Here is a 24,201-nt window from a genome sequence, read left to right as displayed (position 1 = left end):
CAAGGGCGTAGACCATCGATCAATCTGTGGAGGTACGCCATGCCAGTGAAACACGACCTGTATCAGGACTTGGGATTGAGCAAGGAAGACGTTCACAAGCGCAGGGCGCAAGACAACCGGTTGGACTCACTGCTCACTCAATACGACGACGCCGACGCCAAGGTGCTAAAAGCGGAAAAAGCCAGTGCCAGCGATGAAGAGGTGGAGAACCTGAAGAAGAAGCGGCTGTCGATCAAAGACGAAATTGCGCAGCGGCTGGGTTAAGCAAACCCGTAACCTGTGGCGAGGGAGCTTGCTCCCGTTCGGCTGCGCAGCCGCCGCCGATGGGGGCGCTTCGCACCCCAGCGGGAGCAAGCTCCCTCGCCACACACACACACGGAATGTGCACATTTGTTCAGAATTGTCTGGAGGACAAGTGCCGCTTCTCTCCTTATGATGCGCCCCGTCCACTCGGCTCTGGGGCTTGTTGCGGCGCAAGGATTGCGTTGTTTGAGCCGGGTGGGCATCCTCAGAATTCATGCAACACAGGGCCGAATCGGTCGGCTGCAAATGCTGTCTGTGGGAGCTGGCTTGCCTGCGATGGCGGCCTCCCAGCCGACGCCTATCTACCTGACACACCGCGATCCAACTGTGGGAGCGGGCTTGCTCGCGAAGGCGGCCTGACAGGCGACGCAGGTATACCGGGTGTATATCCATTCCTGCGGTAACGGCCACTTAGGGTTCCGCTTTTACAGCGGCTCACTTTTGAAAAGCCGGAATGCCGGCCCAGACAAAAGTAAGCAAAACGCTCTTGCCCCACCACTCGGCACCTCGCCCAGGCTCGGTGTGCCCGTAATCCGCCAGTGATTTGGGGGGCCGCCGCCACGCGCCATCCATGGCGCGGGGCGGCTAAACCGGCATCCCTGCCGGTTTACCCCCCAAATCCCTGTCGAATTCCGGCCAGCGTGGTTTGACGGGGCGCTTAAGATCAAGATCAAAAGCAGATCAAGATCAAGAGCGGCTCGCTTCGCATCGTGGTTACCATCAACGCCGTGACGCTTGGCGTTCGGTCTTGCATCCAGTCATTTCAACAGCGTTTCAACGCATATATCCATGGAACGCTGCTGCGTCTGCTCATACAACTGCAACTCATCAATCGTGCTGCGCCCCAGCGCCTGTTCGAAGGCATCTCGGTTGGAGTTGCCCGCGTAGTGACTCTGCGCCCCATCCCCCAGGTTTGACTGGAAGATCCCCGCCGCACTGACCGGTAAAAAGTCCTCATACACCAACGGCTCCACCGCCACATGACCGGCACCGACCAGCGCCTCCAATGTGCGCGGCTGATCGGCCTGGGCGCGTGCCGTCAGGCCTTTATCGGTGACGAAGTAGCGAAAATACGCCAAGCCCTGCTCGCGCATCTGCGGGTAGTTATCGGGGAAGGCGTGGAAGTGCTGTTCCATCAATTGCACATAGCGCTCGGCGTTGGCTTCATTAGGGAATGTGCCGAGTTCGTCGCGGGCGGCGTTCAGCAGTTGGTCGTACAGGGCGCGGCCTTTAGGGGTAAGTGCGACGCCGCGCTGTTCGATTTCGCCGAAGCGTGCGCTGTGGCTGCCGTGGGCATCAGTGAAGGCGATGGGTTCGTCCAGGGCCTTGAAGCTGGTCTGGCGCAGCAGGATCGGACATTGGCGCCGAGGTGGGCCTTCGATCACGGCTTTGGGAGTGATGCCTTTGCCGGGCATCGCCGCCTGCACCTGGTCGATGTCCAGGGTGCGCGGGGTCAGGTGGTTGATGTGCGGGCCTTTGAACGCGACGACGTCGGCGATCAGGCGGTGCTGGTCGCTCAGTTGCTGATATTGGGCGCCGGTGACCGTGGCAGTGTGGTGCCAGCGGAACGTCTCCAGGGCCTGGCGGATAAAGGCCTCGGCATCGCTGGCATTCAAGCCGCCTTGGGTCTCTGCCTGGTCGATCAATGCCAAGGCCTCGGCGGTGAAGATCGAGCGCTTGGCCAGGGCGCTTTCGGCGAAGGCGCGCAGGTCGGGGTTTTCGATCAGTTCCAGGCGTAGCAATGAAGTGAACACGCGAAACGGGCTGGTTTGCAGCGCGTGTTCATGCACGGCGCGAAAGGCGGTGGAGTGAACAGGTACGCCAGCGGGGGTGAGGTCGTAGTACCCCACCGGTTGCATGCCCATCACCGCGAACAAACGGCTGATAGTCGCCAGTTCCGCAGCGGTGCCCAAGCGGATGGCGCCGTGGCGTTCCATGCCCAGGCGCTGGATTTCGCCGGTACGCTGCAGCTGGTGCGCCAGGCCCGGTTCGCTGTCGAGCACATGTGCGTTGGTCTCGGCCACCAATTCCAGCAACGCCCCATATAAAGGAACTTCATCTCGATACATGTCGGACATGGCCTTGGAAAAGCCCTTGCGGATCTCGTCAGGGCTGACATGTGCAGTGGCGTGCATAGAAAAATTCCTGATGACTGGAGCGATGAAAGTGGCCTTTGCCTGATTTTGTTGAGCAGCCTGCCGCCTTGCAAACGAAGATTCTTCTGGACTTCATTCTGCAAATGAATGAGTTGACCCTGCGCCCAAGTCTTCATGTGCAAGCGGGCGTCATTGGGCTCTACACTGCGCTCCACTGTGTAGGTGAAGGAGGACCCAATGACGGCCAAACCCGCAACCAACCTGCTGGACACCCTCGAAGGCCAGCGCCTGGCAACGCCAGGCGCCGAGCAGTGGCGCGACTGGGGCCCGTACCTGAGTGAACGCCAATGGGGCACGGTGCGCGAAGACTACAGCGCCGACGGTGACGCCTGGGCCTACTTCCCTCATGAGCATGCACGCAGCCGCGCCTATCGATGGGGCGAGGATGGATTGGCCGGTTTCAGTGACAAGGCTCAACGCTGGTGCCTGGGCCTGGCGCTGTGGAACGAGCGTGACGCAATCCTCAAGGAACGTCTGTTCGGCCTCGACAACGCCGAAGGCAACCACGGTGAAGACGTCAAGGAACTGTACTTTTTCGTCGATGGCGTGCCGAGCCATGCCTACATGCGCATGCTCTACAAATATCCCCATGCGGCCTTTCCCTACGCTGACCTGATCGCCGAAAACGCCCGTCGTGGGCTGGCGGATGCCGAGTATGAAATCCTTGATACCGGTGTGTTCGCAGACAACCACTACTGCGACGTCAGTGTCGAATACGCCAAGCATCAGCCCGACGATATTTTCATGCGCGTCACCGTGCATAACCGTTCGGACCAACCCACACGCCTGCAGGTGCTGCCCCAGCTCTGGGCGCGCAATGACTGGAGCTGGACCTTCGATGCACCCAAGCCCAGCTTGAGGTTGGACGGCGAGCGGGTTCTGGCGCGTCATCATGAACTCGATGATCGCCACCTCAGTGCCTGGGGCCAGGACGGGTTGCAGTGGCTGTTCTGCGAAAACCAAACCAATCGGCCCAAACTGGACGGGCAACCGGCGCCGGGGCCATTTAAGGATGGCATTAATGATTACGTGGTGGGCGGGGTTGGGTCGGCCGTTCGCCGGGACGCCGGCACCAAGGTGGCCGCGCATTTCACCCTTGAACTGGCGGGCCAGGAAAGCAAAATCCTCTACCTGCGTTTTGCGCCTTTGGACGCGCCCGATGTCAATGCGCGCAAGCTATTCGAACAGCGCCGCCAGGAGGCCGATGACTTCTACGCGGTCTTGCAACAGGGCCTTGCCGATGACGATGCGCGCAATGTGCAACGCCAGGCCCTGGCCGGCCTGCTGTGGTCCAAGCAACTGTACTATTTCGACGTGAACCAGTGGCTTGACGGCGACCCGGCCCAGCCCGCGCCACCGCCCGAGCGTCTGCTTATCCGCAATACCCATTGGCGGCACCTGAGCAACTTCGACATCTTGTCCATGCCCGACACTTGGGAATACCCCTGGTATGCCTCCTGGGATCAAGGCTTCCAGGCGGTGGCCATCGCGCTGATCGACCCCGGTTACGCCAAGCAACAGCTGTTGCTGCTGGTAAAGGACCGCTTCATGCACCCCAACGGCCAATTGCCGGCCTACGAATGGCGCTTTGACGACGCCAACCCGCCCGTGCACGCCTGGGCCAGCTGGCGCGTATATCAGCAGGACAAGGCGTTGACCGGCGTGGGCGACATGGATTTCCTGGAGCGGATCTTTCACAAACTGCTGCTGAATTTCTCCTGGTGGGTCAACCGCAAGGACGCCGAGGGCCGCAACCTGTTCCAGGGCGGTTTTCTGGGCCTGGACAATATCGCCTTGTTCGACCGCTCGGCCACGTTGCCGCCGGGTTACCAGTTGGACCAGGCCGATGGCACCGCCTGGGTGGCGGCCTATGCCCTGGACCTGATGCGCATCGGCCTGGAGTTGGCCAAGCGCAATGTGGTGTACGTGGACATTGCCGTGAAGTTTTTCGAGCATTTCCTCTACATCGCCGGCGCTATCAACCGCGTCGATGACAGCGCCGAAGGCTTGTGGGATGAGCAGGACCAGTTTTTCTACGACGTACTGCACCGTCCTGATGGCCAGAGCGAACCGGTGCGCCTGCGCTCCATCGTCGGGTTAATGCCGCTGTTCGCGGTGCTTGTGCTGGAACAGCGCGAGCACGAGGGCCTGGAAGGCTTGCGCGAGCGCCTGCTGGGCTTTATGCATCATCGGCCGGACCTGGCCAGGTTGGTTTCGCGCTGGACCGAACCGGGGCAGGGCAACCGCCTGTTGCTGGCGCTGCTGCGCGGTGAACGCACCAAGGATTTGCTGCGACGCATGCTGGATGACCAGGAGTTCTTGTCGGCCTTTGGCGTGCGCGCCCTATCCAAGGCGTTCGCCGAGCAGCCCCTGGCGTTGAAGATGAATGGCGACACCTTGTGCGCCAGTTACCAACCCGGTGAATCCGACTCACGCTTGTACGGCGGCAACTCCAATTGGCGCGGGCCGCTGTGGATGCCGGTCAATTACATGCTGATTGAATCGTTGCGCGAATTTCATCGCTATTACGCGGAGCATTTTTCCGTGGAGTACCCGACGGGCAGTGGGTATCTGGCGTCACTCGAGGAAGTGGCTGACAGCCTCAGCGAGCGGCTGACGCGGCTGTTTCTCAAAGATGAAAACGGTGTGCGGCCGTCGATGGCGGGGTATGCGCAGTTGCAGGAAGACCCGGCCAGTCGTGACCTGGTGTTGTTCCATGAGTATTTTCATGGTGAGACAGGGCGAGGGTTGGGGGCTTCACACCAGACCGGGTGGAGCGCGTTGGTGGCGTTGTTGCTACAGCCAAAAACCTGAGCAGTCCTACGGATTTGCTTTTCTGTGGGAGCTGGCTTGCCTGCGATACAGGCACCGCGGTGCGTCCGGCAAATGGAGTAGATGCCATCGCAGGCAAGCCAGCTCCCACAGGGGATCTTCATTCACCGCGAGAATGCCGGCAAAAAAATCCCGCCTGGGGAGGCGGGATCAGGATTCAGGGTTACCGTGAATCAGGAAGGGAACAGCTCGCTCAGCTTCATCGCCAGCATCATGTCGCCTTCGGTGCGCAGCTTGCCGCCCATGAACGCTTGCATGCCGTCGGTGGAGCCGTCGACGATGCCTTCCAGGGTCTCGCTGTCCATCACCAGGGTGACCTGCGCGTCAGGGTTTTCGCCTTCTTTGAGCTCGCAGGTCTTGTCCTTGACCACCAGCGAGAAATTCTTGCTGTCGTCGATACGGAAACCGAACACCAGGTCCAAGCCTTCGGCAGCGCTTGGGTTGAATTTGGCTTTCATTGCTTCTACTGCTTTAGCTACGTCAGTCATGGTTTCGATCCTTAAGGGTAGAGTCCAGTGACCTTGGGGTCACGGTTGGCCGCAGTTCATCGGAAAGTGATGAGCTGCGGCGCCTTCAACAGTTGCAAGTGGGCGTGACTGTTGAAGGAAGCCAGTGCCACCTCGCGACCACGGAACTTCAGTTGGTTGAGCGAGGTGTTAACAATTTGCCAGTTCATTTCGAAGGCCTGGGCGGCAGGCATTCGGGTAATCAGGTGGAGCAGGGCGGTGATGGTGCCGCCGGAGGTGAATACGGCGATTTTGTCGGTGTGGTTGGCGGCTTCAAGGATCCGCTGCAAACCACCCTGGACCCGCTCGACAAACCCCAGCCAGCTTTCCAGCCCGGGCGGATCATAGGTGCCGGCCAGCCAGCGTTCGATGATCAGGGCGAAAATGCGTTGGAACTCGCTGCGGTTCTGCGGGCCATTGCGCAGGATGTGCACGGCATCCGGCTCACTGCTGAGCAGGTCGGGTAACAGGCCGCGAATGATTGCCTCGCCGTCGAACTCGTTGAACGCGCTGTCTGTTTCCAATGCCGGAACCGGCAAGCCCAGGGCGCTGTACTGGTCGAACGTGGCGCTGGCAGTGTGCTGCTGGCGACGCAGGTCGCCGGCGATGCAGCGGTCAAACGCAATGCCCAGGTCTGCCAGGTGGCGACCGAGCACTTGCGCTTGTTCCACGCCAATGGGCGAGAGGACGTCATAGTCGTCTGCACCGAAGGAAGCCTGGCCATGTCGAATCAGATAAATGCTGCCCACGTCCGTTTTCCCGGTACGTTGAAAGTCTGGCGAGGTTATGAGGATGCCTGCGAGCTGTCAATGAAAAAACATACGCTTGTTTTAAAAGCGCGTTGGAGCCCACCTGCTGGCGGTTTGATCACTGGCTCCTTCGCAGTGGCGTCGGTATGCTGAGGCCATCCGCGCCTGGCGCAGTGCATTTTTTAAGGAGACATATGGATTTTTTGGCCGAATACGCGAGCTTTCTGGCGAAGACCGTCACCCTGGTGGTCGCTATTCTGGTGGTACTGATCAGCTTTGCAGCACTGCGCAGCAAAGGTCGTCGTAAATCCGCCGGCCAATTGCAGGTCAGCAAGCTGAATGATTTCTACAAGGGCTTGCGTGAGCGCCTGGAGTCCAGCCTGCTCGACAAGGACCAGCTCAAGGCCCTGCGCAAGTCCGAAAGCAAAGCTGAAAAGAAGAAAGACAAGAAGAAGCCCGAGCCCAAGCCACGGGTATTCGTGCTGGATTTCGACGGTGACATCAAGGCTTCGGCCACCGAAAGCCTGCGCCATGAAATCACCGCACTGCTGAGCCTGGCGACGCCCAAGGACGAAGTGGTGCTACGCCTGGAAAGCGGCGGCGGCATGGTGCACAGCTATGGCCTGGCCTCTTCGCAACTGGCGCGTATCCGCCAGGCCGGCGTGCCGTTGACCGTGTGCATCGACAAAGTCGCGGCGAGCGGCGGCTACATGATGGCGTGCATCGGCGAGAAGATCATCAGTGCACCCTTCGCCATTCTCGGTTCCATTGGCGTGGTGGCGCAGTTGCCCAACGTCAATCGCCTGCTTAAAAAGCACGACATCGACTTTGAAGTGCTGACCGCCGGTGAATACAAGCGCACGCTCACTGTGTTCGGCGAAAACACCGAGAAGGGCCGGGAGAAGTTCCAGGAAGACCTGGACATCACGCATCAGCTGTTCAAGAACTTCGTCTCGCGTTACCGCCCGCAGTTGGCGATTGACGAGGTGGCCACTGGCGAAGTGTGGTTGGGGGTTGCCGCTCTCGACAAACAACTGGTTGATGAGCTGCAAACCAGCGATGAATACCTGGCCACCAAGGCCAAGACCGCCGAAGTGTTCCACCTGCACTATGCCGAGCGTAAGAGCCTGCAGGAGCGTGTGGGCCTGGCGGCCAGCGGCTCGGTGGACCGGGTGCTGTTGACCTGGTGGAGCCGCTTGACCCAGCAGCGGTTCTGGTAAGCCAGTACTGAAAACCAGGTAATCCCCTGTCGATCGTTCCCACGCGGAGCGTGGGAATGCCTCCAGTGACGCTCTGCGTCACCCTGGCGTAGGTGGGACGCGGAGCGTCCAAGGCTGCATTCCCACGCGGAGCGTGGGAACGCTCATGTCAGGTCAAACGGGGTTTAATCGAGTCCGCCAACTGCGTAAGGATCAGGCAGCACGATACGGCCCCGGCATCCAGAACGCCGAGGGAACGCTCACCCAAACGACTCGCTCGGCCAATCTTGGCCACCAGGTCCTTGGTCGAATCCCGCCCCTGAGAAGCAGCGCTTTTCATCGCGTCGAGTGCATCGCTGAAAGAACGCGCCGCTGCATGCGCCCGTTCAAAGGCTTCCACCGCCGGGATCAACGTGTCCATCAAGCACTTGTCGCCCACGCCCGCTTCGGTGATGTCCTGCAACGAGGTCAAGCCGCCGCGCAGCAGGTGGGTGAAGGTGGCGGCGTCGATGTCTTCACTGGCGCGCACTTCGTCGGCCATGCCGATAAACAGGCTGCCATACAAGGGGCCCATGGAGCCGCCGATGCCTTCCATCAGGCTCAGGGTCAGTTCATCCAGGGCTTCGGCCAGGGTCAGTTGGCGGCCTTCGATCGTGCGGCCGCAATGGGCAAAGCCCTTGGCCATGTTGATGCCATGGTCGCCATCGCCTATAGCGCCGTCGACTTCGCTGAGGTACTCCCGGTTTGCCACGATCACGCTGACCAGGTCGGCGACAATGGCGCTACCGTCATGGGTGGAAAAATGCTGGCTCATGGTTCACTCCGCCTGGGTCATGCCGATGGAGCGGCAGGGTTGGTCGATCAGGGTTTTCAGCTCGGCGTCGAGGCCGAGCAGGGTCAAGGTCACGCCCATCATCTCCAGGGACGTGAAGTAGTTGCCCACGTAGCAACGGTGAATCTTCAAACCTTTGGCCTTGAGCTGTTTTTCCACCTCGGCGTAGAAAATATACAACTCCATCACCGGGGTGGCGCCCAGGCCTGAGACCAGCACCACCACGCTGTCGTCCTGGCTGAAATCGCGGTCGGCGAGGATCGGCGCCAGCATGCGCTTGGCCATGGCGGCGGCCGGTTCAATCGGGATGACTTCGATGCCCGGCTCGCCATGATGGCCAATACCTAATTCCATCTGCCCGTCGGGAATCTGGAAGTTCGGCTTGCCCACCGCGGCGATGGTGCAGGGCGTAAGGCCGATACCAATCGAGCGGCAGTGGTCGACGGTTTTCTGCGCCACCCGAATCACGCCGTCCAGGTCGTAATGCTGGGCAGCGGCGGCACCGCCGATCTTCCACATGAAGATCTCCCCGGCTACACCGCGACGCTTGGCGATGTCGGCCTTGGGCGCGGACGCCACGTCGTCGTTGGCGACCACCGTGCGGATGCGCATGTCTTTGCTGGCGGCCATTTTCATCGCCAGCTTCACGTTCATGTTGTCGCCCGCGTAGTTGCCATACAGGCATGCCACGCCTGCGCCATGGTCGGCGGCGTGGAAGGCGTCGAAAAAGCTTTTGGCGGTGGGCGAGGAAAAAATCTCGCCAACGGCCACCGCATCCACCAGGCCTGGGCCAACATAACCGAGGAACGCCGGCTCATGCCCGGAGCCGCCGCCGGTGACAATGCCGACGCGGCCCTGGGCGGAGGGCTTGGCCTTGACGATGACCCGTGGGTTGCTTTCGTACTGGCGCAGCTCGGGGTGCGCGACCAGGATGCCGCGCAGCATGTCTTCGACCACTTGGTCGGGATCGTTGATGACTCGATTCATAACGCGGGTTCCTGTGTTCTTGTTCTAAGGGGCGACACCCTTCCATTGTGGGAGCAGGCAAGCCAGCTCCCACAGGGTTTTGTGTTGTTACTGAGATCAGGGTTCGAGCACAACCTTCAGCGATTTATCGCCGCGTTCCATCACTGCAAAGGCTTCCTTGAAGTCCGCCAGCGCAAACTTGTGGGTCACCACGTCGCGCATATCGATCTTGCGGTTGCCGATAAAGTCTATGGCCCTTGGGTACATATACGGCCCCAGGTGCGAGCCGAGGATATCCAGCTCCTTGCGGTCACCGATGATCGACCAATCCACCGTGGCCTCGTCATTGAACACGCTGAATTCCACAAAGCGTCCCAGCTTGCGCAGCATCGCCAGGCCTTGGTTCACCGCCTTGTGATGCCCGGTCGCCTCGATATAAATGTCGCAGCCGTAGCCATCGGTGATTTCGCGGATCTTCGCCAACACATCCACCTCGGCCGGGTTCCACACTTCATCGGCGCCCAGGCGCAGGGCGAGGGCGGCGCGTTCGGGTTTCATGTCCAGCACGATGAGTTTTTTCGGGTTGCGCAACCGCACCGCGCCGATGATGCCCAGGCCCAGGGTGCCGGCGCCGGCGACCACCACGATGTCGTCATGGTCGACGTTGGCGCGTTCCGCCGCGTGTAGCGAGCAGGCCAGGGGTTCGATCAGGATCGCTTCATCGGGGGCGATGGATTCCGGTACTTTGTGGATGATGCCTTCCTTGGTGAAGATCATGTATTGGGCCATGGCGCCCTGCACATTGTTCTGGAAGCCATACAGGTCGTGCTTCTGGCACATCCAGTACTGGCCGTGGTTGCAAAAGCGGCAGCCCCAGCACGGCACGATCTGCTCGGAGATCACCCGGTCGCCCACGGCCACGCCGCGCTTCTCGGCGCCTGGGCCAAGGGCGACCACGCGGCACACGAACTCATGCCCGGGGATCATCGGTGGCTTCACGTAGCGCGGTTGTTCGGCATCGCCCCAGAACGACGGCGCGCCGCGATAGGTCTTGATATCGCCCATGCAAATGCCGCACAGCTCGACTTTGGTCAGGATCTCGTCGGGGCCGGGTGTGGGCACGTCGACGGTTTCCAGGCGGTAATCTTCGGGACCGTGGCAGACCACAGCCTGCATGGTTTTCGGGATGCTCGGGGCGAGTTGTTCAGGTGTGCGTTCGGTGACGGTGGACATGACAAAACCTCACGACATAACGATGAATTACTGAATGCTGTAGCCGCCGTCGATCACCATGTTGGCACCGGTGATCATCTGCGCGGCATCACTGAGCAGGTACAACGCCAGCCCGGCGATTTCTTCCGGCTGGGCAAAGCGACCTGCCGGAATCTGCAATTTGGCCCGCTCACCCACCTCGCCCGCCCAGGCTTTTTTGCCCAGGGCGGTTTCGACGATGGTCGGGGAGATGGCGTTGACGTTGATCTGCGGCGCCCACTCCATGGCCAATACTTTGGTCATGCCGACGATGGCGGCTTTGCTGGCGCAGTAGGCGACGTGACGGTCCAGGCCAATCACGGCAGCCTGGGACGCCAGGTTGACGATGCGCCCGCTGCCCTGGGCGATCATGTGCCTGGCGCAGGCCTGAGCCATGAAAAAACTGGCCTTGAGGTTGATGTCCAAGGTGGTGTCCCAGGCGCTTTCGCTGACGTCGATGGCCTTGTCCAGCAGCACCACGCCTGCGCTGTTGATCAGGTAATCCAGGCGCTGGAAATGCGCGAACACCTTGTCGACGGTCGGTTGTATCTGGTCGATCCTCCCGAGGTCGACGGCAATGCCAAGGTGCCCGGCACCCAGGCTGGCTGCCACCTCGACCACGGCCGGGTCGCGGTCCAGCAGCGCCACCCTTGCGCCGCGTTCCGCCAGCAAGGTGGCGCAGGCCAGGCCGATGCCGGCGGCGCCACCGGTGATCACCGCGCAACGGCCGCTGAGGTCGAAGGCTTGGTTCCAGAAACCAGACATGAATGACTCCTCGTTCTCACGCTCTGCGTGGGAATGCCGCGTGGAACGCTCTGCGTTCCGATGTTAAGTGACGCGGAGCGTCACGGATGCGTTCCCACGCGGAGCGTGGGAACGATCAAACTACTTACCGCCGCTGACTTGCTTGTACAGCGCGTCCGCATTGGCATTGGTCACCGGCACCCAGGGCAGGATGTAGTTCTTGGCCGTGCCGTCACCCCATTTCACGTCTTTGGCATAGCGCTCCCAAATCACCGATTGCGGCTTGTAGTCCTTGCCGGCCAAGGCACGCAACGCTACGTCCAGCGCGCCTTGGGACTGGGCCTGGGCATCCTGTAGGAAGGTGGTGACTTCGTCCTTTTTCGCCGCCTGGATCGCATCCGGCATGCCGTCGATAGAGGTCACAGGCACATCCTTGGAGGTGAGGCCATGGGACTTCAGCGCCTGCACGGCGCCCAGGGCCATGTCGTCATTCTGGGCGATCACGCCATTGATGCCCTTGGGGTGGGCGTTGAGCCAGTCTTCGGTGAGCGTCATGGCCTGGGCGCGGTCCCAGTTGGCGGTTTTCTTTTCGATGATCTTGATGTCCGGGTGTTTGCCCAGCACTTCCAGCTCGCCTTTTTCCCGGTCGATCTGCGCCGACTGGCCAATCGGGCCCTGGATGATCACCACGTTGCCTTTGCCATTGAGCTTGTCGACCATGGCCTGGGCCTGCAGGCGGCCGCCTTCCACGTCGTCGTTACCCACATACGGCACGCTGGCATCGGCTACTTTCGTATTGGAGGCGATGACCACCACGTCGTTGCTCATGGCGGCCTTGACGGTACCGACGCCGGCCTTGGTATCAATCGGTACGAACAGAATCGCGTCGTAGCGTTGGGTCACCATGTTTTCGATCTGGTTGTTCTGGGTCAGGGCGTCGTAGTTGCCGTCGAACACGGTCAACTGCACGGTGCCATCCTTGACGGCCGGATGTTCCTTGAGCTCGCGGACCCAGTTCTGCATGAACTGACCCTTGAGGCCATAGACGGCTGCGCCGATCTTGTAGGTCTTGCCGTCGGCGGCCAGGGCGATACTGCTGGCGAGCAGGGAGAGGGCCGCCGCAGCGGCCAGGGTGGTACCCAGTTTCATAAGTAGAACTCCAGTTATTGTTATGGGTCGTTCTTCAGCGTTTCTTCTTGCGCCACACGTCGATCAGTACTGCAAACACGATGATCAGGCCCTTGGCGACCTGCTGGTAATAGGAGGACACGCCGAGCAGGTTCAGGCCGTTGTTGATCACGCCGATCAACAGTGCCCCGAACAAGGTGCCGACAATGCTGCCGGTACCGCCGGACAAACTGGTGCCACCGATCACCACCGCGGCAATCGCGTCCAACTCATAGGAAACCCCGGCCTGGGGCAGGGCAGAGGTGGTGCGTGCCGACAGCACCACGCCGGCCAACCCGGCGAGCAGGCCCGAGACCACGTAGACCGAGAACATCACCTTGCGCACGCCAATGCCCGATGTGCGCGCGCTTTTTTCATTGCCGCCCACCGCGTACACATAACGGCCGTAGGTGGTGTAGCGCAGCACCATCCAGAAAATAAGCGCGACCACGGCGAAGATGATGATCGGCACGCCCACCGGGCCGACCTTGCCGATGCCCAGGGCCAGGTAGGCGTCGGGCAGGTCGGTGATCGGGCTGCCGTCGTTGAGAATAAAGGTCATGCCCCGGGCGATGCTGAGCATGCCGAGGGTGGCCACGAACGGCGGGATCGACAGGTTGGCGATCATGAAACCATTGACCACCCCGAGCATCGCGCCGGCAAACATCCCCGCGCTGACCGCCGCCAACAGGCCATAACCCTGGGTGGCGACCATGGCGCTGCACAACCCGGCGAACGCCAGGATCGACCCCACCGACAGGTCGATGCCCTTGGTCAGGATCACATAGGTCATGCCCACGGCGAGAATGCCGTTGATGGAGGTCTGGCGCAGGATGTCCATCCAGTTGCGCCAGGTCATGAAGTATTCGCTGGAAAACGCCATCACCACGCACAGCAGGATAAACACCAGCGGCAGGCCGAAGCGGTCGAGGGACAGGCGCAGGCGGTTGCGCGGCGCGGCAGTAACGGGAGCAACGATGGTTTTGGCATTCATGAGGCAAGACTCAACAAGGCTTCCTGGGAAAGGGCGGTGTCGGTGCTGATAGTGACCAGCCGGCCGCCTTTGAAGACGGCGATGCGGTCGCTCAAGTGCAGCAGTTCCGGTGCTTCCGACGACACCACAATGGCTGCGCCACCGGCGCGCACGAACTGGTCGAGCAGGTGGTAGATCTCCTGTTTGGCGCCTTCGTCGATGCCGCGGGTGGGTTCATCGCAGAGCAGGCATACCGGCTCGGTGGACAGGCATTTGGCGAGCACCACCTTTTGCTGGTTGCCGCCGCTCATTGATGCCACCGGCAGCTCCAGGGAGCTGGTCTTGATCTGCAAGCGCTTGACCATCTCCTCGGCCAGTTGCGCTTCTTTACGTGCGTTGATCAGCGACCAACTCGACAAGCGCTTATAGGCCGACAGTGCAATGTTCGACAGGATGCTGCCGGTCAGCACCAGGCCGCTGTCCTTGCGGTCTTCGGTAACCAGCGACATGCCGGCGTCGATGGTCGCCTTGGGCTGCCCGATGGGCATGGGCTTGCCTCGCAAGGTAACGCTGCCGGAATCCGCCACGGTCAGGCCGTAGATGCAATTGAGGAATTCACTGCGCCCGGAGCCCATCAACCCATAAATGCCGAGGATCTCGCCACGGCGCAGTTGCAGGCTGATGTCGTGGAACTCACCGTTGCGGCTCAGGTTGTCGACTTGCAGGCAGGTGCTGGCCGCACATTCGCGGCCCGCCTTGTGGTCGATGCGCGTCAGTTCCTGGCCGACAATGCCGCGCACCAGGTGGTCGCGGTCGATATCGGCCATGCGCCCGCTTTCGACAAAGGCGCCATCACGGAAGATGCTGTAGTCATCGGCGATCTGCGCCAGTTCGCTCAGTCGATGGGACACGTACACGATGCCGGCGCCGCGCGCGGTAAGGCGGCGAATCGCCTTGAACAGGGTTTCGGCCTCGCGCTCGCCGATGGCCGAGGTGGGCTCGTCCATGATCATCACCTGGCAGTCATGGCTGAACGCCTTGGCGATTTCCACCAATTGCATCTGCGCCACGCTCAAGCGGTGCATGGGGCTGGTGGCGTCGACGTCGAACTCCAGGCTTTCGAGCAGTTCACGGGTGCGGCGGTTGAGGGCCTTGCTGTCGACGATGCAACCGGCGCGGCGCGGTTCGCGGCCCAGCCAGATGTTTTCGGCGACGGTCATGTAGGGGATGGGTTCGAGCTCCTGGGTGATCATTGCGATCCCCGCCGCCAAGGCTTCACTCGGGCGATTGAACTGCACCGGTGCGCCGTTGAGCACAATGCTGCCGGCGTCACGCTGGGTGATGCCCATCAGGATGCTCAGGAAGGTTGACTTGCCGGCACCGTTGCCGCCGCACAGGGCGTGGACGCTGCCGGCGCGCAGAGAAAGGCGCCCGTCGCGCAGGGCTGGCACCCCGGCGTAAGCCTTGGCGACGTGTTCAGCCTGGAGCAGTAATGGCGTGGCCATCGGCGTGTCCTCGTGCTGTGAATTCTTATTAGGTCGCACAGTCATGTTTCGCTGTGATCATATGTGTATCAAATGAAATTCTGATCAGTCAATCTCTTTCACTTAAAAGGTGTGATTCTCATCTTTGACGCGGTTATTGCCTTGGTATTGCCTTGGTATAGGGCTTTGACTGGCAGGTCAGTTAAATCTCGCTTGACAGTAAGGGGGGAATGCTTGCGAAATGAGTGAGAGATATTTCACTAAGTGATCATTTGATCAGTGGAGTTTGGCGCCATGAACACACCTTTCCCGGTGGCTATCGGATGTGATGAAGCGGGTTTTGAGCTCAAAGAGTTGTTGAAGCGCCATATCGAGGCGTTGGGGTACCCGGTCACCGACTTCGGTACGCATTCAACGGCGCCGGTGCTGTACCCGGACATCGCCCTGGCCGTGGCCACCGCCATCACTGCCGGGCAACAGCGCCTCGGCGTGCTGGTATGCGGCACCGGTATAGGCATGGCCATCTCGGCCAACAAGGTGCTGGGCATCCGTGCGGCCCAGGCCCATGACACCTACTCGGCGGAGCGGGCGCGCAAGAGCAACGATGCGCAAATCCTCTCCATCGGTGCGCGGGTCATCGGTGCGGAGTTGGCCAAAAGCATCGTCAGTGCGTTTTTGGCCTCGGAGTTCGAAGCGGCGCGGTCCGGGGCCAAGGTCGAACGCATCAATGCGATCGAGCGCGATGGGCATCAGTAGTGGACGGCGCGGGGCAAGAGTCGGGAGAATGCGCCTTTGACGCCGAAACGGAAGCCCGTCCCCATGAGTGACAGTACCCAGCGCATGGCCAGTGATATCGATCAGATGACCGAAGTGGCGATGCTCTATTACCTTGAGAACGTCACTCAGGAGGCCATTGCCAAGCGCTTTGACCTGTCGCGGGCCAAAGTCAGCCGCCTGCTCAAGCGTGCTCGGGATGAAGGGATCGTCGAGGTGCGCGTGTTGCAGCACCCGGCGATGAACAACGAGCTGGAGCGGGCGCTGGTGGAGCGCTTCAAGCTCGACCGCGCCTTGATCGCGGTCGACCACAGCGACCCCGACACCCAGCGCTCGGCGGTCGCCAGCCTGGTCGCCAACTACCTCAACAAGACCCTGAGTGATGGGATGATCGTTGCCGTGGGCATGGGGCGTAACGTCGGCGCGGTGGCCGATAACGTGTTTCTGCCGGTGACCCGCAACTGCACTTTCGTGTGTGCCATCGGCGGTTCGCTCAAGGCCGGCGAATACATGAACCCTGACCACATCTGCCGACGCCTGGCCCTGCGCTTTGGTGGCGAAAGTGAAAGCCTGTACGCCCCGGCGCTGGTGGCCAACCCGGAACTGCGCGGGGTGCTGATCAACAACGACACGGTGCGTTCGACTCTTGACCGCGCCCGCCGTGCCGATATCGCCCTGATCGGCATCGGCGACATGAGCGAGAACAGCAACATGGTGCGCATGGGCTGGTTCTCGCCCCAGGAAATCGCCCAGGCGCGGTTGTCTGGCACCGTGGGCGACATGATGGGCTATGACTTTATCGACATTCACGGCCAGCCGGCGGTCAACGCCATCCAGGGGCGCGTGATCGGGTTGACGGTGCAGGAGCTGTTTCGCATCCCGGATGTGGTGGCGATTGCCAGCGAGAACACCAAGGCGGCGGCGACCTTGGGGGCGTTGCGTTCGGGGGTGATCAATACGCTGGCGACCACCGTCACCAATGCCCACACCATCCTGGCGCTGGACGATGCCACTCGTAAAACCTGATGCAGATCGTTCCCACGCTCCAGCGTGGGAACGCATCCTGTGACGCTCCGCGTCATCCTTGCGCGTGTGGGACGCGGAGCGTCAAAGGCGGCATTCCCACGCAGAGCGTGGGAACGATCATGCATCGAGGTGCCGGCATCGCAGGCCAGCTCCCACAAGAGTTGCTGTGCTTCTGATGGGGTTTACAGGTTTTGTAATAGTTTTGCGTTGTGGGAAATTTGTATTTCGAATGTAGGATTCAAGTCCTTTTGTCATTTCAGGACGTGCATGAACACCCTCTCGGAGCCTCCCAGTCGTCTTTCCCCAAGACAACCGCTGTCGCTGTTCCCGCTGAAGCACCCCGTATTCCGTCAACTAACCTTGTCCCGGTCGCATGACCGCACTTTGCCGTGCCCGGCGTTCTGAACACTTTAAAGACAGAGAATTTATAAATGGAATGGTTAGCGGATCCTACGGCCTGGCTCGGCCTTGCGACCTTGATTGTGCTGGAACTGGTGCTGGGTATCGACAACCTGGTGTTTATCGCGATCCTGGCGGACAAGTTGCCGCCGGAGCAGCGTGACCGTGCACGTTTGATCGGTTTATCCCTGGCGCTGCTGATGCGCCTGGGCCTGTTGGCGAGTATTTCCTGGTTGGTGACCCTCACCCAGCCGCTGTTCGAGGTGTTCGACAAGAGCTTCTCCGGCCGTGACCTGATCATGCTGTTCGGCGGTATATTCCTGCTGTTCAAGGCCACTATGGAATTGCATGAGCGCCTTGAAGGCCATGTGGCACAGCACAAGGGCAGTGTGGCTTACGCCATGTTCTGGCCGATCGTCGCGCAGATCGTGGTGCTGGATGCGGTGTTCTCCCTCGACGCGGTGATTACCGCCGTGGGCATGGTCGACGAGCTGGCGGTGATGATGATCGCCGTGATCGTGTCCATCGGCCTGATGATCGTGGCGAGCAAGCCGCTGACCCGTTTCGTCAATGCGCACCCCACCGTGATCATGCTGTGCCTGGGCTTCCTGATGATGATCGGTTTCGCCCTGACCGCCGAAGGCCTGGGCTTCCATATTCCCAAGGGCTACTTGTACGCGGCCATTGGCTTCTCGATTCTGATCGAGGTGTTCAACCAGATCGCCCGAGCCCGTCGCAAAAAATCGGCACAGGGTGTGTTGCCGGTGCGTGAGCGTACCGCCCATGCGGTGATGCGCTTGTTGGGCGGCCGCAGCCTGGCGGTGGAAGAGGTGGGTGAAGAGGTAGCCGACCTGCTGGGCGAGCCGGATGCTGCGCAGGGTCCGCTGTTTGACCGGCGCGAACGGGTGATGATCAGCGGTGTGCTGCAACTGGCCGAGCGGCCGATTCGCACCCTGATGACCCCAAGGGCCAAGGTTGATTGCATCGACCTGGCGGACGACCCCGAGACGATCCGTCTGAAACTGATGCACTCGTCCTACTCGCGTCTGCCGTTGATCCGTAACGGTGCGGTGGATGAGCCCCTGGGTTTTGTGCACAAGAAGGAGTTACTCAAGGAGTACCTGGCGGGCAACGAGCCGAACCTGGAACACCTGGCGCGTCGGGCGATCAACCTGCTGGACAGTTTTTCGATCCTCAATGCCCTGGAGCAGATGCGCCAGGAGTCCACTCACATCGCTTTCGTGATCAACGAATTCGGCGACTTCATGGGCGTATTGAGCATGACGGATATTCTGGAATCCATCGCCGGTGAATTGCCCGATGCCAGCGAAATCGAAGGGCCCGATATTGTCGAGCAAGGCGATGGCTTCCGTGCCAATGGCGCCTTGAACCTCAACCTGGTGCGTCAACGCACGGGCTTCAAGGCGGTGACGACCGAGGATTATCAAACCCTGGCAGGTTTGGTGATGAGCCTGCTTGACCGCCTGCCGGTGGTGGGCGATAGCCTGGAACATGAAGGCTGGCGTTTGACCGTGGCTGAAGTGGAGGAGCGTCGAGTGACGCAAGTGCACTTGCACCCTTGCTCAGGTCATAACGGCTGAAGATGTCCTTCACGTACTGCTCTTGTTCTTCAAGGGGGCCCAAACCTTTGTGTTGTTCCACCAGGGCGCCCTTGCGATAGATCAGCAGCGTCGGGGTGCCTGACACGTCAGGGTGCCTCGGCGTATGGGCGCAATCGAGTACCAGGCTCACGACCCAGGGATGCTGCCAGGCGTGCTGTTCGAACAAGGAGCCTGCCTGCGCGCAAGCGGGGCAGTGCTCTGATACAAACAGGAGGAACACCGGGCGCGGTGTATTCAGTACGCGTTCGAACGCTTTGGCGCTGGAAATGATGCGGGTGGCCATTCCCATGGTGATCTCCCTTCAAGCCGCGTGGGTGTTTGCCAACGCTAAGCCCGTGGCTTATCACCGTCTACTGTCAACCTTCACAGGTCTGCCTCGCGCTCTATGCGCTCCCTGGCCTTGCGGGCCTGGCTCGCGCACTTCTCGTATTCCTCATTGTCGCGGGAGGCCTTGGCCCGGCGATAGCCATGGTGATTCTGGGCGGTGTAGTCGGTGCTGAAGGCTTCCTTGAGTTTCTGCAGTTCTTCCTTGCATTCACGGCGGTCGCTACTGGCCAGGGCGTTGCCAGCCACCCCGAGCAAAAGCACGGGCAAGATATATCGCAGTTTCATCAGTCAGGTTCCATGTAAGGGCGAGCAAGCACGCTCTTAGAGGTTAGCCCAGGCGTTCGGTATTGGTGCGCAGTAACAGGGTTTGAGGTCTTGCGTAGCAAAGCGTTTGTACTCACAGGCAGGCGCCGTATTCCCGTCAGGCCGCTATCTGACTGATCCACAAGGCATTTGCGGGGCGCATGTCTTTCCATGAGCACCTATGGCACACTTTCTGCTGTCTATTCCGTTGTTACATACCAAGTTCCGGTATAGCGGAATACACCCTCCCTGGAGTGCTTGTCATGCATCACCGACCTTCCGTATTCAAAGCGTGTGTTTTTCTCGTCGCTGCATCGGCTTCCCTCGCCAGCGTGGTGCAGGCGGCGGACAGCAAGCTCGATGATGTGCTCAAGCGTGGGCACTTGATCGTAGGTACAGGCAGTACCAATGCGCCGTGGCACTTCCAGGGAGCGGATGGCAAGTTGCAGGGGTTTGATATCGACATCGGCCGCATCGTGGCCAAAGGCTTGTTCAATGACCCGAGCAAGGTGGAGTTTGTGGTGCAATCGTCCGATGCACGTATTCCCAACCTGCTCACCGACAAGGTCGACATGAGCTGCCAGTTCATCACCGTTACCGCCAGCCGTGCGCAGCAGGTGGCCTTTACCCTGCCGTACTACCGGGAAGGCGTCGGCCTGCTGTTGCCCAATAACAGCAAATACAAGGAAATCGAAGACCTGCAGGCGGCGGGCGACGACGTCACCGTGGCTGTGCTGCAGAACGTGTATGCCGAAGAGTTGGTGCACCAGGCACTGCCCAAGGCCAAGGTCGATCAGTACGACAGCGTTGACCTGATGTACCAGGCCGTGAACTCAGGCCGCGCCGATGCTGCTGCCACCGACCAGTCCTCGGTCAAATACCTGATGGTGCAGAACCCTGGCCGCTACCGCAGCCCCACCTACGCCTGGAGCCCGCAAACCTATGCCTGCGCGGTCAAGCGCGGCGACCAGGACTGGCTGAATTTCGTCAACACCGCGCTGCACGAAGCCATGACCGGTGTGGAATTCCCCACCTACAAAGCCTCGTTCAAGCAGTGGTTCGGCGTGGAACTGCCAGAACCGGCGATTGGTTTTCCCGTGGAATTCAAGTGACCCGCAACAACAGGGGCGTGCCTGAACACGCCCCCTTCAGGTGCTGCTGACCATGAACTATCAGTTGAACTTTGCCGCCGTCTGGCGTGATTTCGACACCTTGCTGGCGGGGCTCGGCCTGGGGCTGCAGTTGGCGTTGCTGTCGATCGCCATCGGCTGCGTGATCGGCCTGTTGATGGCGTTTGCCATGCTTTCCAGGTACCGCGCGTTGCGTATTATTGCCTCGGTGTATGTCACCGTGGTGCGCAACACCCCGATCCTGGTGTTGATCCTGTTGATCTACTTCGCCTTGCCCTCCCTGGGCATTCGGCTGGATAAGATTCCCTCGTTCATCATCACCCTGTCGCTGTATGCCGGTGCCTATCTCACCGAGGTATTCCGCGCAGGCCTGGTGAATATTCCCAAGGGCTTGCGGGAAGCCGGCCTGGCCATCGGCCTGGGGGAGTGGCGGATTCGCGCTTACATCACCGTGCCGGTGATGCTGCGCAACGTGTTGCCGGCACTCTCGAACAACTTCATCTCGCTGTTCAAGGACACCTCCCTGGCCGCCGCGATCGCGGTGCCGGAGCTGACCTATTACGCCCGCAAGATCAACGTCGAAAGCTACCGGGTGATTGAAACCTGGCTGGTCACGACCGCGCTCTACGTGGCTGCCTGTTACCTGATTGCCATGCTGCTCCGTTACCTGGAACAGCGTTTGGCTATCCGTCGTTAAGGAAGGGCCTCATGTACGAATCCCCCAGTTGGCTGCATGAATTGTGGATCGCCCGCGAGACCCTCTGGGCCGGCTTTCAGGCCAGCGTGGCGGTCTCGGCGCTGGCGATTGTCTTTGGCACCCTGATCGGCATCGTCGCCGGGTTGATCCTGACCTACGGCAAGTTCTGGATGCGTGCGCCGTTCCGTCTGTATGTCGATTTGATCCGTGGCACGCCGGTGTTTGTGCTGGTGTTGGCATGTTTCTACATGCTGCCGGCCCTTGGCTGGCAAATCAGTGCGTTCCAGGCCGGTGCTGTCGGGCTCACCTTGTTCTGTGGCTCCCATGTATCGGAAATCGTGCGCGGCGCGCTGCAGGCCATTCCCCGTGGGCAATTGGAAGCGGGCAAGGCGATTGGCCTGACGTTCTATCAGTCCCTGGGCTATGTGCTGCTGCCCCAGGCGCTGCGGCAGATCTTGCCGACCTGGGTGAACTCCTCTACGGAAATCGTCAAGGCTTCCACCTTGCTGTCGGTGATCGGTGTGGCCGAATTGCTGCTCAGTACCCAGCAGGTGATCGCGCGCACCTTCATGACCCTGGAGTTCTACCTGTTCGCCGGTTTTCTGTTCTTTGTCATCAACTACGCCATCGAATTATTCGGGCGCTACATTGAAAAGCGGGTGGCCTTGCCATGAACCAAGCTCAAACCAACCCAGCGCTGCTGGACATTCGTGGCCTGCGTAAACAATACGGCCAGGTGGAAGTGCTCAAGGGCGTCGACCTGTCCATGCAGCGCGGCAATGTGGTGACGTTGATCGGCTCCAGCGGCTCGGGCAAGACCACCTTGCTGCGCTGCGTGAACCTGCTGGAAGAGTTCCAGGGCGGGCAGATCACCCTGGATGGCGAGTCCATCGGCTACAGCGATGTCGGCGGCAAGCGTGTACGCCACCCGGAGCGAGTGATCGCCCAGCACCGCGCAATGACCGGCATGGCGTTCCAGCAATTCAACCTGTTCCCGCACCTGACCGCGCTGCAGAACGTCACCCTCGGCTTGCTCAAGGTCAAGAAAATGGGCAAGGATGAAGCGGTAGCGCTGGCCGAAAAATGGCTGGACCGCGTCGGCCTGCTGGAGCGCCGCAACCACTTTCCCGGCCAATTGTCCGGCGGCCAGCAACAGCGCGTGGCCATTGCCCGGGCCATTGCCATGAACCCCAGCCTGATGCTGTTCGACGAAGTCACCTCGGCCCTCGACCCGGAGTTGGTGGGCGAAGTGCTCAGCGTGATCAAGGGGTTGGCGGAGGAGGGCATGACCATGTTGTTGGTCACCCACGAGATGCGCTTTGCCTATGAGGTCTCGGACCAGATCGTCTTCATGAACCAGGGCCGCATTGAAGAGCAGGGCAGTGCGAAGGACATCTTCGAACGGCCGCAGTCGCCGCGCCTGGCAGAATTTCTCAAGAACATTCGTTTTTAACAAGGAGCAACTTTATGAGCATTACTCGTTACGGCACCGGCAGCACCGCAGGTGGCGGCCAGCCACGTCCGTTCGCCCGCGCGGTGGAAGCCGATGGCTGGCTGTACGTGTCGGGCCAGGTGCCTGCGGTGGACGGTGAAATCATCAATGGCGGCATCATCGAGCAAACCCGCCAGACGATGCGCAACGTGGTGGCTATCCTCGAAGAAGCCGGCTACGAACTCAAGGATGTGGTGCGGGTGGGCGTATGGTTGGAAGACCCACGGGACTTCTGGAGTTTCAACAAGGTATTCGGCGAATACTTCACCCCGGAGCACGCACCGGCGCGCGCCTGTGTTCAGGCCAATATGATGGTCGATTGCAAGGTCGAGATCGATTGCGTGGCCTACAAGAAAAAGGCCTAACTGATCATTCCCACGCTCTGCGTGGTAATACCGCCTTGGACGCTCTGCGTCCGCGCATGTGACGCAAAGCGTCACCGCATGCATTCCCACGCAGAGCGTGGGAACGATCATCTGGAACGGGACCGAGTACTGCCATGACCGAAGACACCATCAAACGCCGCGCCAAAGGCCTGGACCGTGCGTTCGATATCCTCGATTTTCTCAAGGAAATCGGCCAACCCCTGCGCCCGAATGATATTGCCAGCGGCATTGGCAGCCCCAAATCCACGGTCTACGAACTGGTGGCGTCGTTGCTGGAGCGGCGCATCCTGGAGACCGTGGGCAAGGACGGCCACGTGTATCTGGGGCGCCAGCTGTATTTCCTCGGCCAGGCACACTTGCGTCACTTCGACCTGACCCGCGAGGCCGACCACGCCTTGCAGGAGATCGTCAGCCAGACCCACGAAACCGCGCAGATGTGCCTGCTCAACGGGCGCAAATACACGGTGGCGCTGATGCGCGAGGGCCAGCGGCATTTCCGTATTTCTTCGGACATCGGGGAAAACGCGCCCATTCCGTGGACTGCCTCGGGACGCTTGTTGCTGGGGCATTTGAGCGATCAGCAGATCGTCGACCTGATCGATCCCGACGATTTCATCCTGCCGGATGGCCTGCGCCTGCCGCTGGACACCTTTCTGGCGCAGATCCGCCAGGCCAGCCTGGATGGTTTCTTCTCCTTCGACAGTGTGGCCGACACCTTCACCCACTGCTTTGCCGCCCCGGTGCGCGATGCCCAGGGCATCAGCATCGCGACCCTGTGCATCGTCGCCCCCCGGGCTGATGCGAGCAAAAACTACCATGACTATCGCCGGGTACTGATCGACAGTGCCAACAGCCTGGCCCGGCGCATCAACGAATAGGAGTT

Annotated in this window: 23 protein-coding genes and 1 pseudogene; 12 read left to right on the top strand and 12 right to left on the bottom strand. The window is 60.6% G+C overall.

The features are described 5' to 3' along the window. The first annotated feature begins 39 nt into the window (after window positions 1-39). Window positions 40-264, top strand: coding sequence for an HP1242/YdcH family protein (locus tag AC1RAC_RS04865; protein WP_034125758.1), 225 nt, complete (start codon window positions 40-42; stop codon window positions 262-264). A 797-nt stretch (window positions 265-1,061) separates the two neighbouring features. Here AC1RAC_RS04865 and hglS read toward each other — a convergent pair. Then, window positions 1,062-2,438, bottom strand: a complete 1,377-nt coding sequence (gene hglS / locus AC1RAC_RS04860) for a 2-oxoadipate dioxygenase/decarboxylase HglS (protein WP_492616308.1) — start codon at window positions 2,436-2,438, stop codon at window positions 1,062-1,064. A 198-nt stretch (window positions 2,439-2,636) separates the two neighbouring features. On the opposite strand from hglS, the gene AC1RAC_RS04855 reads away from it, so the two are divergent. Then, window positions 2,637-5,273, top strand: coding sequence for an MGH1-like glycoside hydrolase domain-containing protein (locus AC1RAC_RS04855; RefSeq protein ID WP_054896553.1), 2,637 nt, complete (start codon window positions 2,637-2,639; stop codon window positions 5,271-5,273). Between the two features lie 191 nt (window positions 5,274-5,464). Here the strand turns inward: AC1RAC_RS04855 and AC1RAC_RS04850 are convergent, their stop codons facing one another. Beyond that, window positions 5,465-5,779 (bottom strand): SCP2 sterol-binding domain-containing protein, encoded by a 315-nt coding sequence (locus AC1RAC_RS04850; protein ID WP_034125754.1) that lies wholly within the window; start codon window positions 5,777-5,779, stop codon window positions 5,465-5,467. A 56-nt stretch (window positions 5,780-5,835) separates the two neighbouring features. Continuing rightward, window positions 5,836-6,546, bottom strand: a complete 711-nt coding sequence (locus tag AC1RAC_RS04845) for a histidine phosphatase family protein (protein WP_034135852.1) — start codon at window positions 6,544-6,546, stop codon at window positions 5,836-5,838. Between the two features lie 194 nt (window positions 6,547-6,740). On the opposite strand from AC1RAC_RS04845, the gene sohB reads away from it, so the two are divergent. Next, complete coding sequence (gene sohB, locus AC1RAC_RS04840; protein ID WP_014718187.1) at window positions 6,741-7,766, top strand: protease SohB; 1,026 nt, start codon at window positions 6,741-6,743, stop codon at window positions 7,764-7,766. 148 nt (window positions 7,767-7,914) lie between these two features. Here sohB and dhaL read toward each other — a convergent pair whose 3' ends face one another. The 7 genes from dhaL to AC1RAC_RS04805 form a co-directional block, all read right to left on the bottom strand. Next, window positions 7,915-8,559, bottom strand: coding sequence for a dihydroxyacetone kinase subunit DhaL (gene dhaL / locus AC1RAC_RS04835; protein ID WP_492616307.1), 645 nt, complete (start codon window positions 8,557-8,559; stop codon window positions 7,915-7,917). Window positions 8,560-8,562: 3 nt separating this feature from the next. After that, complete coding sequence (locus AC1RAC_RS04830) at window positions 8,563-9,564, bottom strand: dihydroxyacetone kinase subunit DhaK (RefSeq protein WP_492616306.1); 1,002 nt, start codon at window positions 9,562-9,564, stop codon at window positions 8,563-8,565. Between the two features lie 96 nt (window positions 9,565-9,660). Next, complete coding sequence (locus AC1RAC_RS04825) at window positions 9,661-10,776, bottom strand: erythritol/L-threitol dehydrogenase (protein WP_019817618.1); 1,116 nt, start codon at window positions 10,774-10,776, stop codon at window positions 9,661-9,663. A 27-nt stretch (window positions 10,777-10,803) separates the two neighbouring features. Beyond that, window positions 10,804-11,559, bottom strand: a complete 756-nt coding sequence (locus AC1RAC_RS04820; RefSeq protein ID WP_054896550.1) for an SDR family oxidoreductase — start codon at window positions 11,557-11,559, stop codon at window positions 10,804-10,806. Between the two features lie 120 nt (window positions 11,560-11,679). Further along, entirely contained in the window at window positions 11,680-12,687 is a 1,008-nt protein-coding gene (locus AC1RAC_RS04815) for a substrate-binding domain-containing protein (protein WP_034125748.1), read from the bottom strand. Between the two features lie 34 nt (window positions 12,688-12,721). Beyond that, a complete protein-coding gene (locus tag AC1RAC_RS04810; RefSeq protein ID WP_014718193.1) occupies window positions 12,722-13,699 on the bottom strand; it encodes an ABC transporter permease in 978 nt (325 codons plus the stop codon). Continuing rightward, window positions 13,696-15,183: a sugar ABC transporter ATP-binding protein gene (locus AC1RAC_RS04805; protein WP_294156568.1), complete on the bottom strand. Its 1,488-nt coding sequence runs from the start codon at window positions 15,181-15,183 to the stop codon at window positions 13,696-13,698. Before AC1RAC_RS04805 ends, AC1RAC_RS04810 begins: the two co-directional genes overlap by 4 nt. Before the next feature lie 273 nt (window positions 15,184-15,456). On the opposite strand from AC1RAC_RS04805, the gene rpiB reads away from it, so the two are divergent. The 3 genes from rpiB (at window position 15,457) to AC1RAC_RS04790 (ending at window position 18,962) form a co-directional block, all read left to right on the top strand. Continuing rightward, window positions 15,457-15,918 (top strand): ribose 5-phosphate isomerase B, encoded by a 462-nt coding sequence (gene rpiB, locus AC1RAC_RS04800; RefSeq protein ID WP_492616305.1) that lies wholly within the window; start codon window positions 15,457-15,459, stop codon window positions 15,916-15,918. Between the two features lie 63 nt (window positions 15,919-15,981). Continuing rightward, window positions 15,982-16,962 carry a sugar-binding transcriptional regulator gene (locus AC1RAC_RS04795; RefSeq protein WP_034125745.1) on the top strand — a complete coding sequence of 327 codons (981 nt, stop codon included), beginning with the start codon at window positions 15,982-15,984 and terminating at the stop codon, window positions 16,960-16,962. Between the two features lie 431 nt (window positions 16,963-17,393). Continuing rightward, window positions 17,394-18,962 (top strand): TerC family protein, encoded by a 1,569-nt coding sequence (locus AC1RAC_RS04790; RefSeq protein ID WP_197882025.1) that lies wholly within the window; start codon window positions 17,394-17,396, stop codon window positions 18,960-18,962. 22 nt (window positions 18,963-18,984) lie between these two features. On the opposite strand, the pseudogene AC1RAC_RS04785 reads toward AC1RAC_RS04790, so the two are convergent. Next, window positions 18,985-19,266: pseudogene (locus AC1RAC_RS04785) on the bottom strand (thioredoxin family protein); the annotation flags it as partial. Window positions 19,267-19,346: 80 nt separating this feature from the next. Beyond that, on the bottom strand, window positions 19,347-19,595 hold the full coding sequence (locus tag AC1RAC_RS04780) for a hypothetical protein (protein WP_034125743.1): 249 nt from the start codon (window positions 19,593-19,595) through the stop codon (window positions 19,347-19,349). 281 nt (window positions 19,596-19,876) lie between these two features. Here AC1RAC_RS04780 and AC1RAC_RS04775 point away from each other — a divergent pair, with 281 nt between their 5' ends. The 6 genes from AC1RAC_RS04775 to AC1RAC_RS04750 all read left to right on the top strand — a co-directional run bounded on the left by AC1RAC_RS04775 (window position 19,877) and on the right by AC1RAC_RS04750 (window position 24,196). After that, window positions 19,877-20,725 carry a transporter substrate-binding protein gene (locus tag AC1RAC_RS04775; protein ID WP_054896548.1) on the top strand — a complete coding sequence of 283 codons (849 nt, stop codon included), beginning with the start codon at window positions 19,877-19,879 and terminating at the stop codon, window positions 20,723-20,725. A gap of 52 nt (window positions 20,726-20,777) precedes the next feature. Continuing rightward, window positions 20,778-21,440 carry an amino acid ABC transporter permease gene (locus AC1RAC_RS04770; protein ID WP_054896547.1) on the top strand — a complete coding sequence of 221 codons (663 nt, stop codon included), beginning with the start codon at window positions 20,778-20,780 and terminating at the stop codon, window positions 21,438-21,440. 11 nt (window positions 21,441-21,451) lie between these two features. Beyond that, window positions 21,452-22,114: an amino acid ABC transporter permease gene (locus tag AC1RAC_RS04765; protein WP_034135844.1), complete on the top strand. Its 663-nt coding sequence runs from the start codon at window positions 21,452-21,454 to the stop codon at window positions 22,112-22,114. Then, window positions 22,111-22,893: an amino acid ABC transporter ATP-binding protein gene (locus AC1RAC_RS04760; RefSeq protein ID WP_020301585.1), complete on the top strand. Its 783-nt coding sequence runs from the start codon at window positions 22,111-22,113 to the stop codon at window positions 22,891-22,893. The genes AC1RAC_RS04765 and AC1RAC_RS04760 overlap by 4 nt, the downstream gene beginning before the upstream one ends. A gap of 14 nt (window positions 22,894-22,907) precedes the next feature. Next, a complete protein-coding gene (locus tag AC1RAC_RS04755) occupies window positions 22,908-23,297 on the top strand; it encodes a RidA family protein (RefSeq protein ID WP_003191822.1) in 390 nt (129 codons plus the stop codon). Window positions 23,298-23,431: 134 nt separating this feature from the next. Beyond that, window positions 23,432-24,196 carry an IclR family transcriptional regulator gene (locus tag AC1RAC_RS04750; protein ID WP_003191821.1) on the top strand — a complete coding sequence of 255 codons (765 nt, stop codon included), beginning with the start codon at window positions 23,432-23,434 and terminating at the stop codon, window positions 24,194-24,196. Window positions 24,197-24,201: the final 5 nt, after the last annotated feature.

Source organism: Pseudomonas sp. GW823-FHT02F05 (genome assembly GCF_058797315.1).
This window is presented reverse-complemented; position numbering and strand designations above follow the sequence as displayed.

What these genes read in the sequence shown, in the direction of transcription:
- AC1RAC_RS04765 (WP_034135844.1), top strand. Translation starts at nt 21,452, where the DNA reads ATGTACGAATCCCCCAGTTGGCTGCATGAATTGTGGATCGCCCGCGAG.
- AC1RAC_RS04760 (WP_020301585.1), top strand. Translation starts at nt 22,111, where the DNA reads ATGAACCAAGCTCAAACCAACCCAGCGCTGCTGGACATTCGTGGCCTG.
- AC1RAC_RS04750 (WP_003191821.1), top strand. Translation starts at nt 23,432, where the DNA reads ATGACCGAAGACACCATCAAACGCCGCGCCAAAGGCCTGGACCGTGCG.
- AC1RAC_RS04775 (WP_054896548.1), top strand. Translation starts at nt 19,877, where the DNA reads ATGCATCACCGACCTTCCGTATTCAAAGCGTGTGTTTTTCTCGTCGCT.
- sohB (WP_014718187.1), top strand. Translation starts at nt 6,741, where the DNA reads ATGGATTTTTTGGCCGAATACGCGAGCTTTCTGGCGAAGACCGTCACC.
- AC1RAC_RS04805 (WP_294156568.1), bottom strand. Translation starts at nt 15,183, where the DNA reads ATGGCCACGCCATTACTGCTCCAGGCTGAACACGTCGCCAAGGCTTAC.
- hglS (WP_492616308.1), bottom strand. Translation starts at nt 2,438, where the DNA reads ATGCACGCCACTGCACATGTCAGCCCTGACGAGATCCGCAAGGGCTTT.
- AC1RAC_RS04825 (WP_019817618.1), bottom strand. Translation starts at nt 10,776, where the DNA reads ATGTCCACCGTCACCGAACGCACACCTGAACAACTCGCCCCGAGCATC.
- AC1RAC_RS04795 (WP_034125745.1), top strand. Translation starts at nt 15,982, where the DNA reads ATGAGTGACAGTACCCAGCGCATGGCCAGTGATATCGATCAGATGACC.
- AC1RAC_RS04865 (WP_034125758.1), top strand. Translation starts at nt 40, where the DNA reads ATGCCAGTGAAACACGACCTGTATCAGGACTTGGGATTGAGCAAGGAA.
- rpiB (WP_492616305.1), top strand. Translation starts at nt 15,457, where the DNA reads ATGAACACACCTTTCCCGGTGGCTATCGGATGTGATGAAGCGGGTTTT.
- AC1RAC_RS04780 (WP_034125743.1), bottom strand. Translation starts at nt 19,595, where the DNA reads ATGAAACTGCGATATATCTTGCCCGTGCTTTTGCTCGGGGTGGCTGGC.
- AC1RAC_RS04790 (WP_197882025.1), top strand. Translation starts at nt 17,394, where the DNA reads ATGGAATGGTTAGCGGATCCTACGGCCTGGCTCGGCCTTGCGACCTTG.
- AC1RAC_RS04755 (WP_003191822.1), top strand. Translation starts at nt 22,908, where the DNA reads ATGAGCATTACTCGTTACGGCACCGGCAGCACCGCAGGTGGCGGCCAG.
- AC1RAC_RS04850 (WP_034125754.1), bottom strand. Translation starts at nt 5,779, where the DNA reads ATGACTGACGTAGCTAAAGCAGTAGAAGCAATGAAAGCCAAATTCAAC.
- AC1RAC_RS04770 (WP_054896547.1), top strand. Translation starts at nt 20,778, where the DNA reads ATGAACTATCAGTTGAACTTTGCCGCCGTCTGGCGTGATTTCGACACC.
- AC1RAC_RS04820 (WP_054896550.1), bottom strand. Translation starts at nt 11,559, where the DNA reads ATGTCTGGTTTCTGGAACCAAGCCTTCGACCTCAGCGGCCGTTGCGCG.
- AC1RAC_RS04815 (WP_034125748.1), bottom strand. Translation starts at nt 12,687, where the DNA reads ATGAAACTGGGTACCACCCTGGCCGCTGCGGCGGCCCTCTCCCTGCTC.
- AC1RAC_RS04810 (WP_014718193.1), bottom strand. Translation starts at nt 13,699, where the DNA reads ATGAATGCCAAAACCATCGTTGCTCCCGTTACTGCCGCGCCGCGCAAC.
- AC1RAC_RS04830 (WP_492616306.1), bottom strand. Translation starts at nt 9,564, where the DNA reads ATGAATCGAGTCATCAACGATCCCGACCAAGTGGTCGAAGACATGCTG.
- dhaL (WP_492616307.1), bottom strand. Translation starts at nt 8,559, where the DNA reads ATGAGCCAGCATTTTTCCACCCATGACGGTAGCGCCATTGTCGCCGAC.
- AC1RAC_RS04855 (WP_054896553.1), top strand. Translation starts at nt 2,637, where the DNA reads ATGACGGCCAAACCCGCAACCAACCTGCTGGACACCCTCGAAGGCCAG.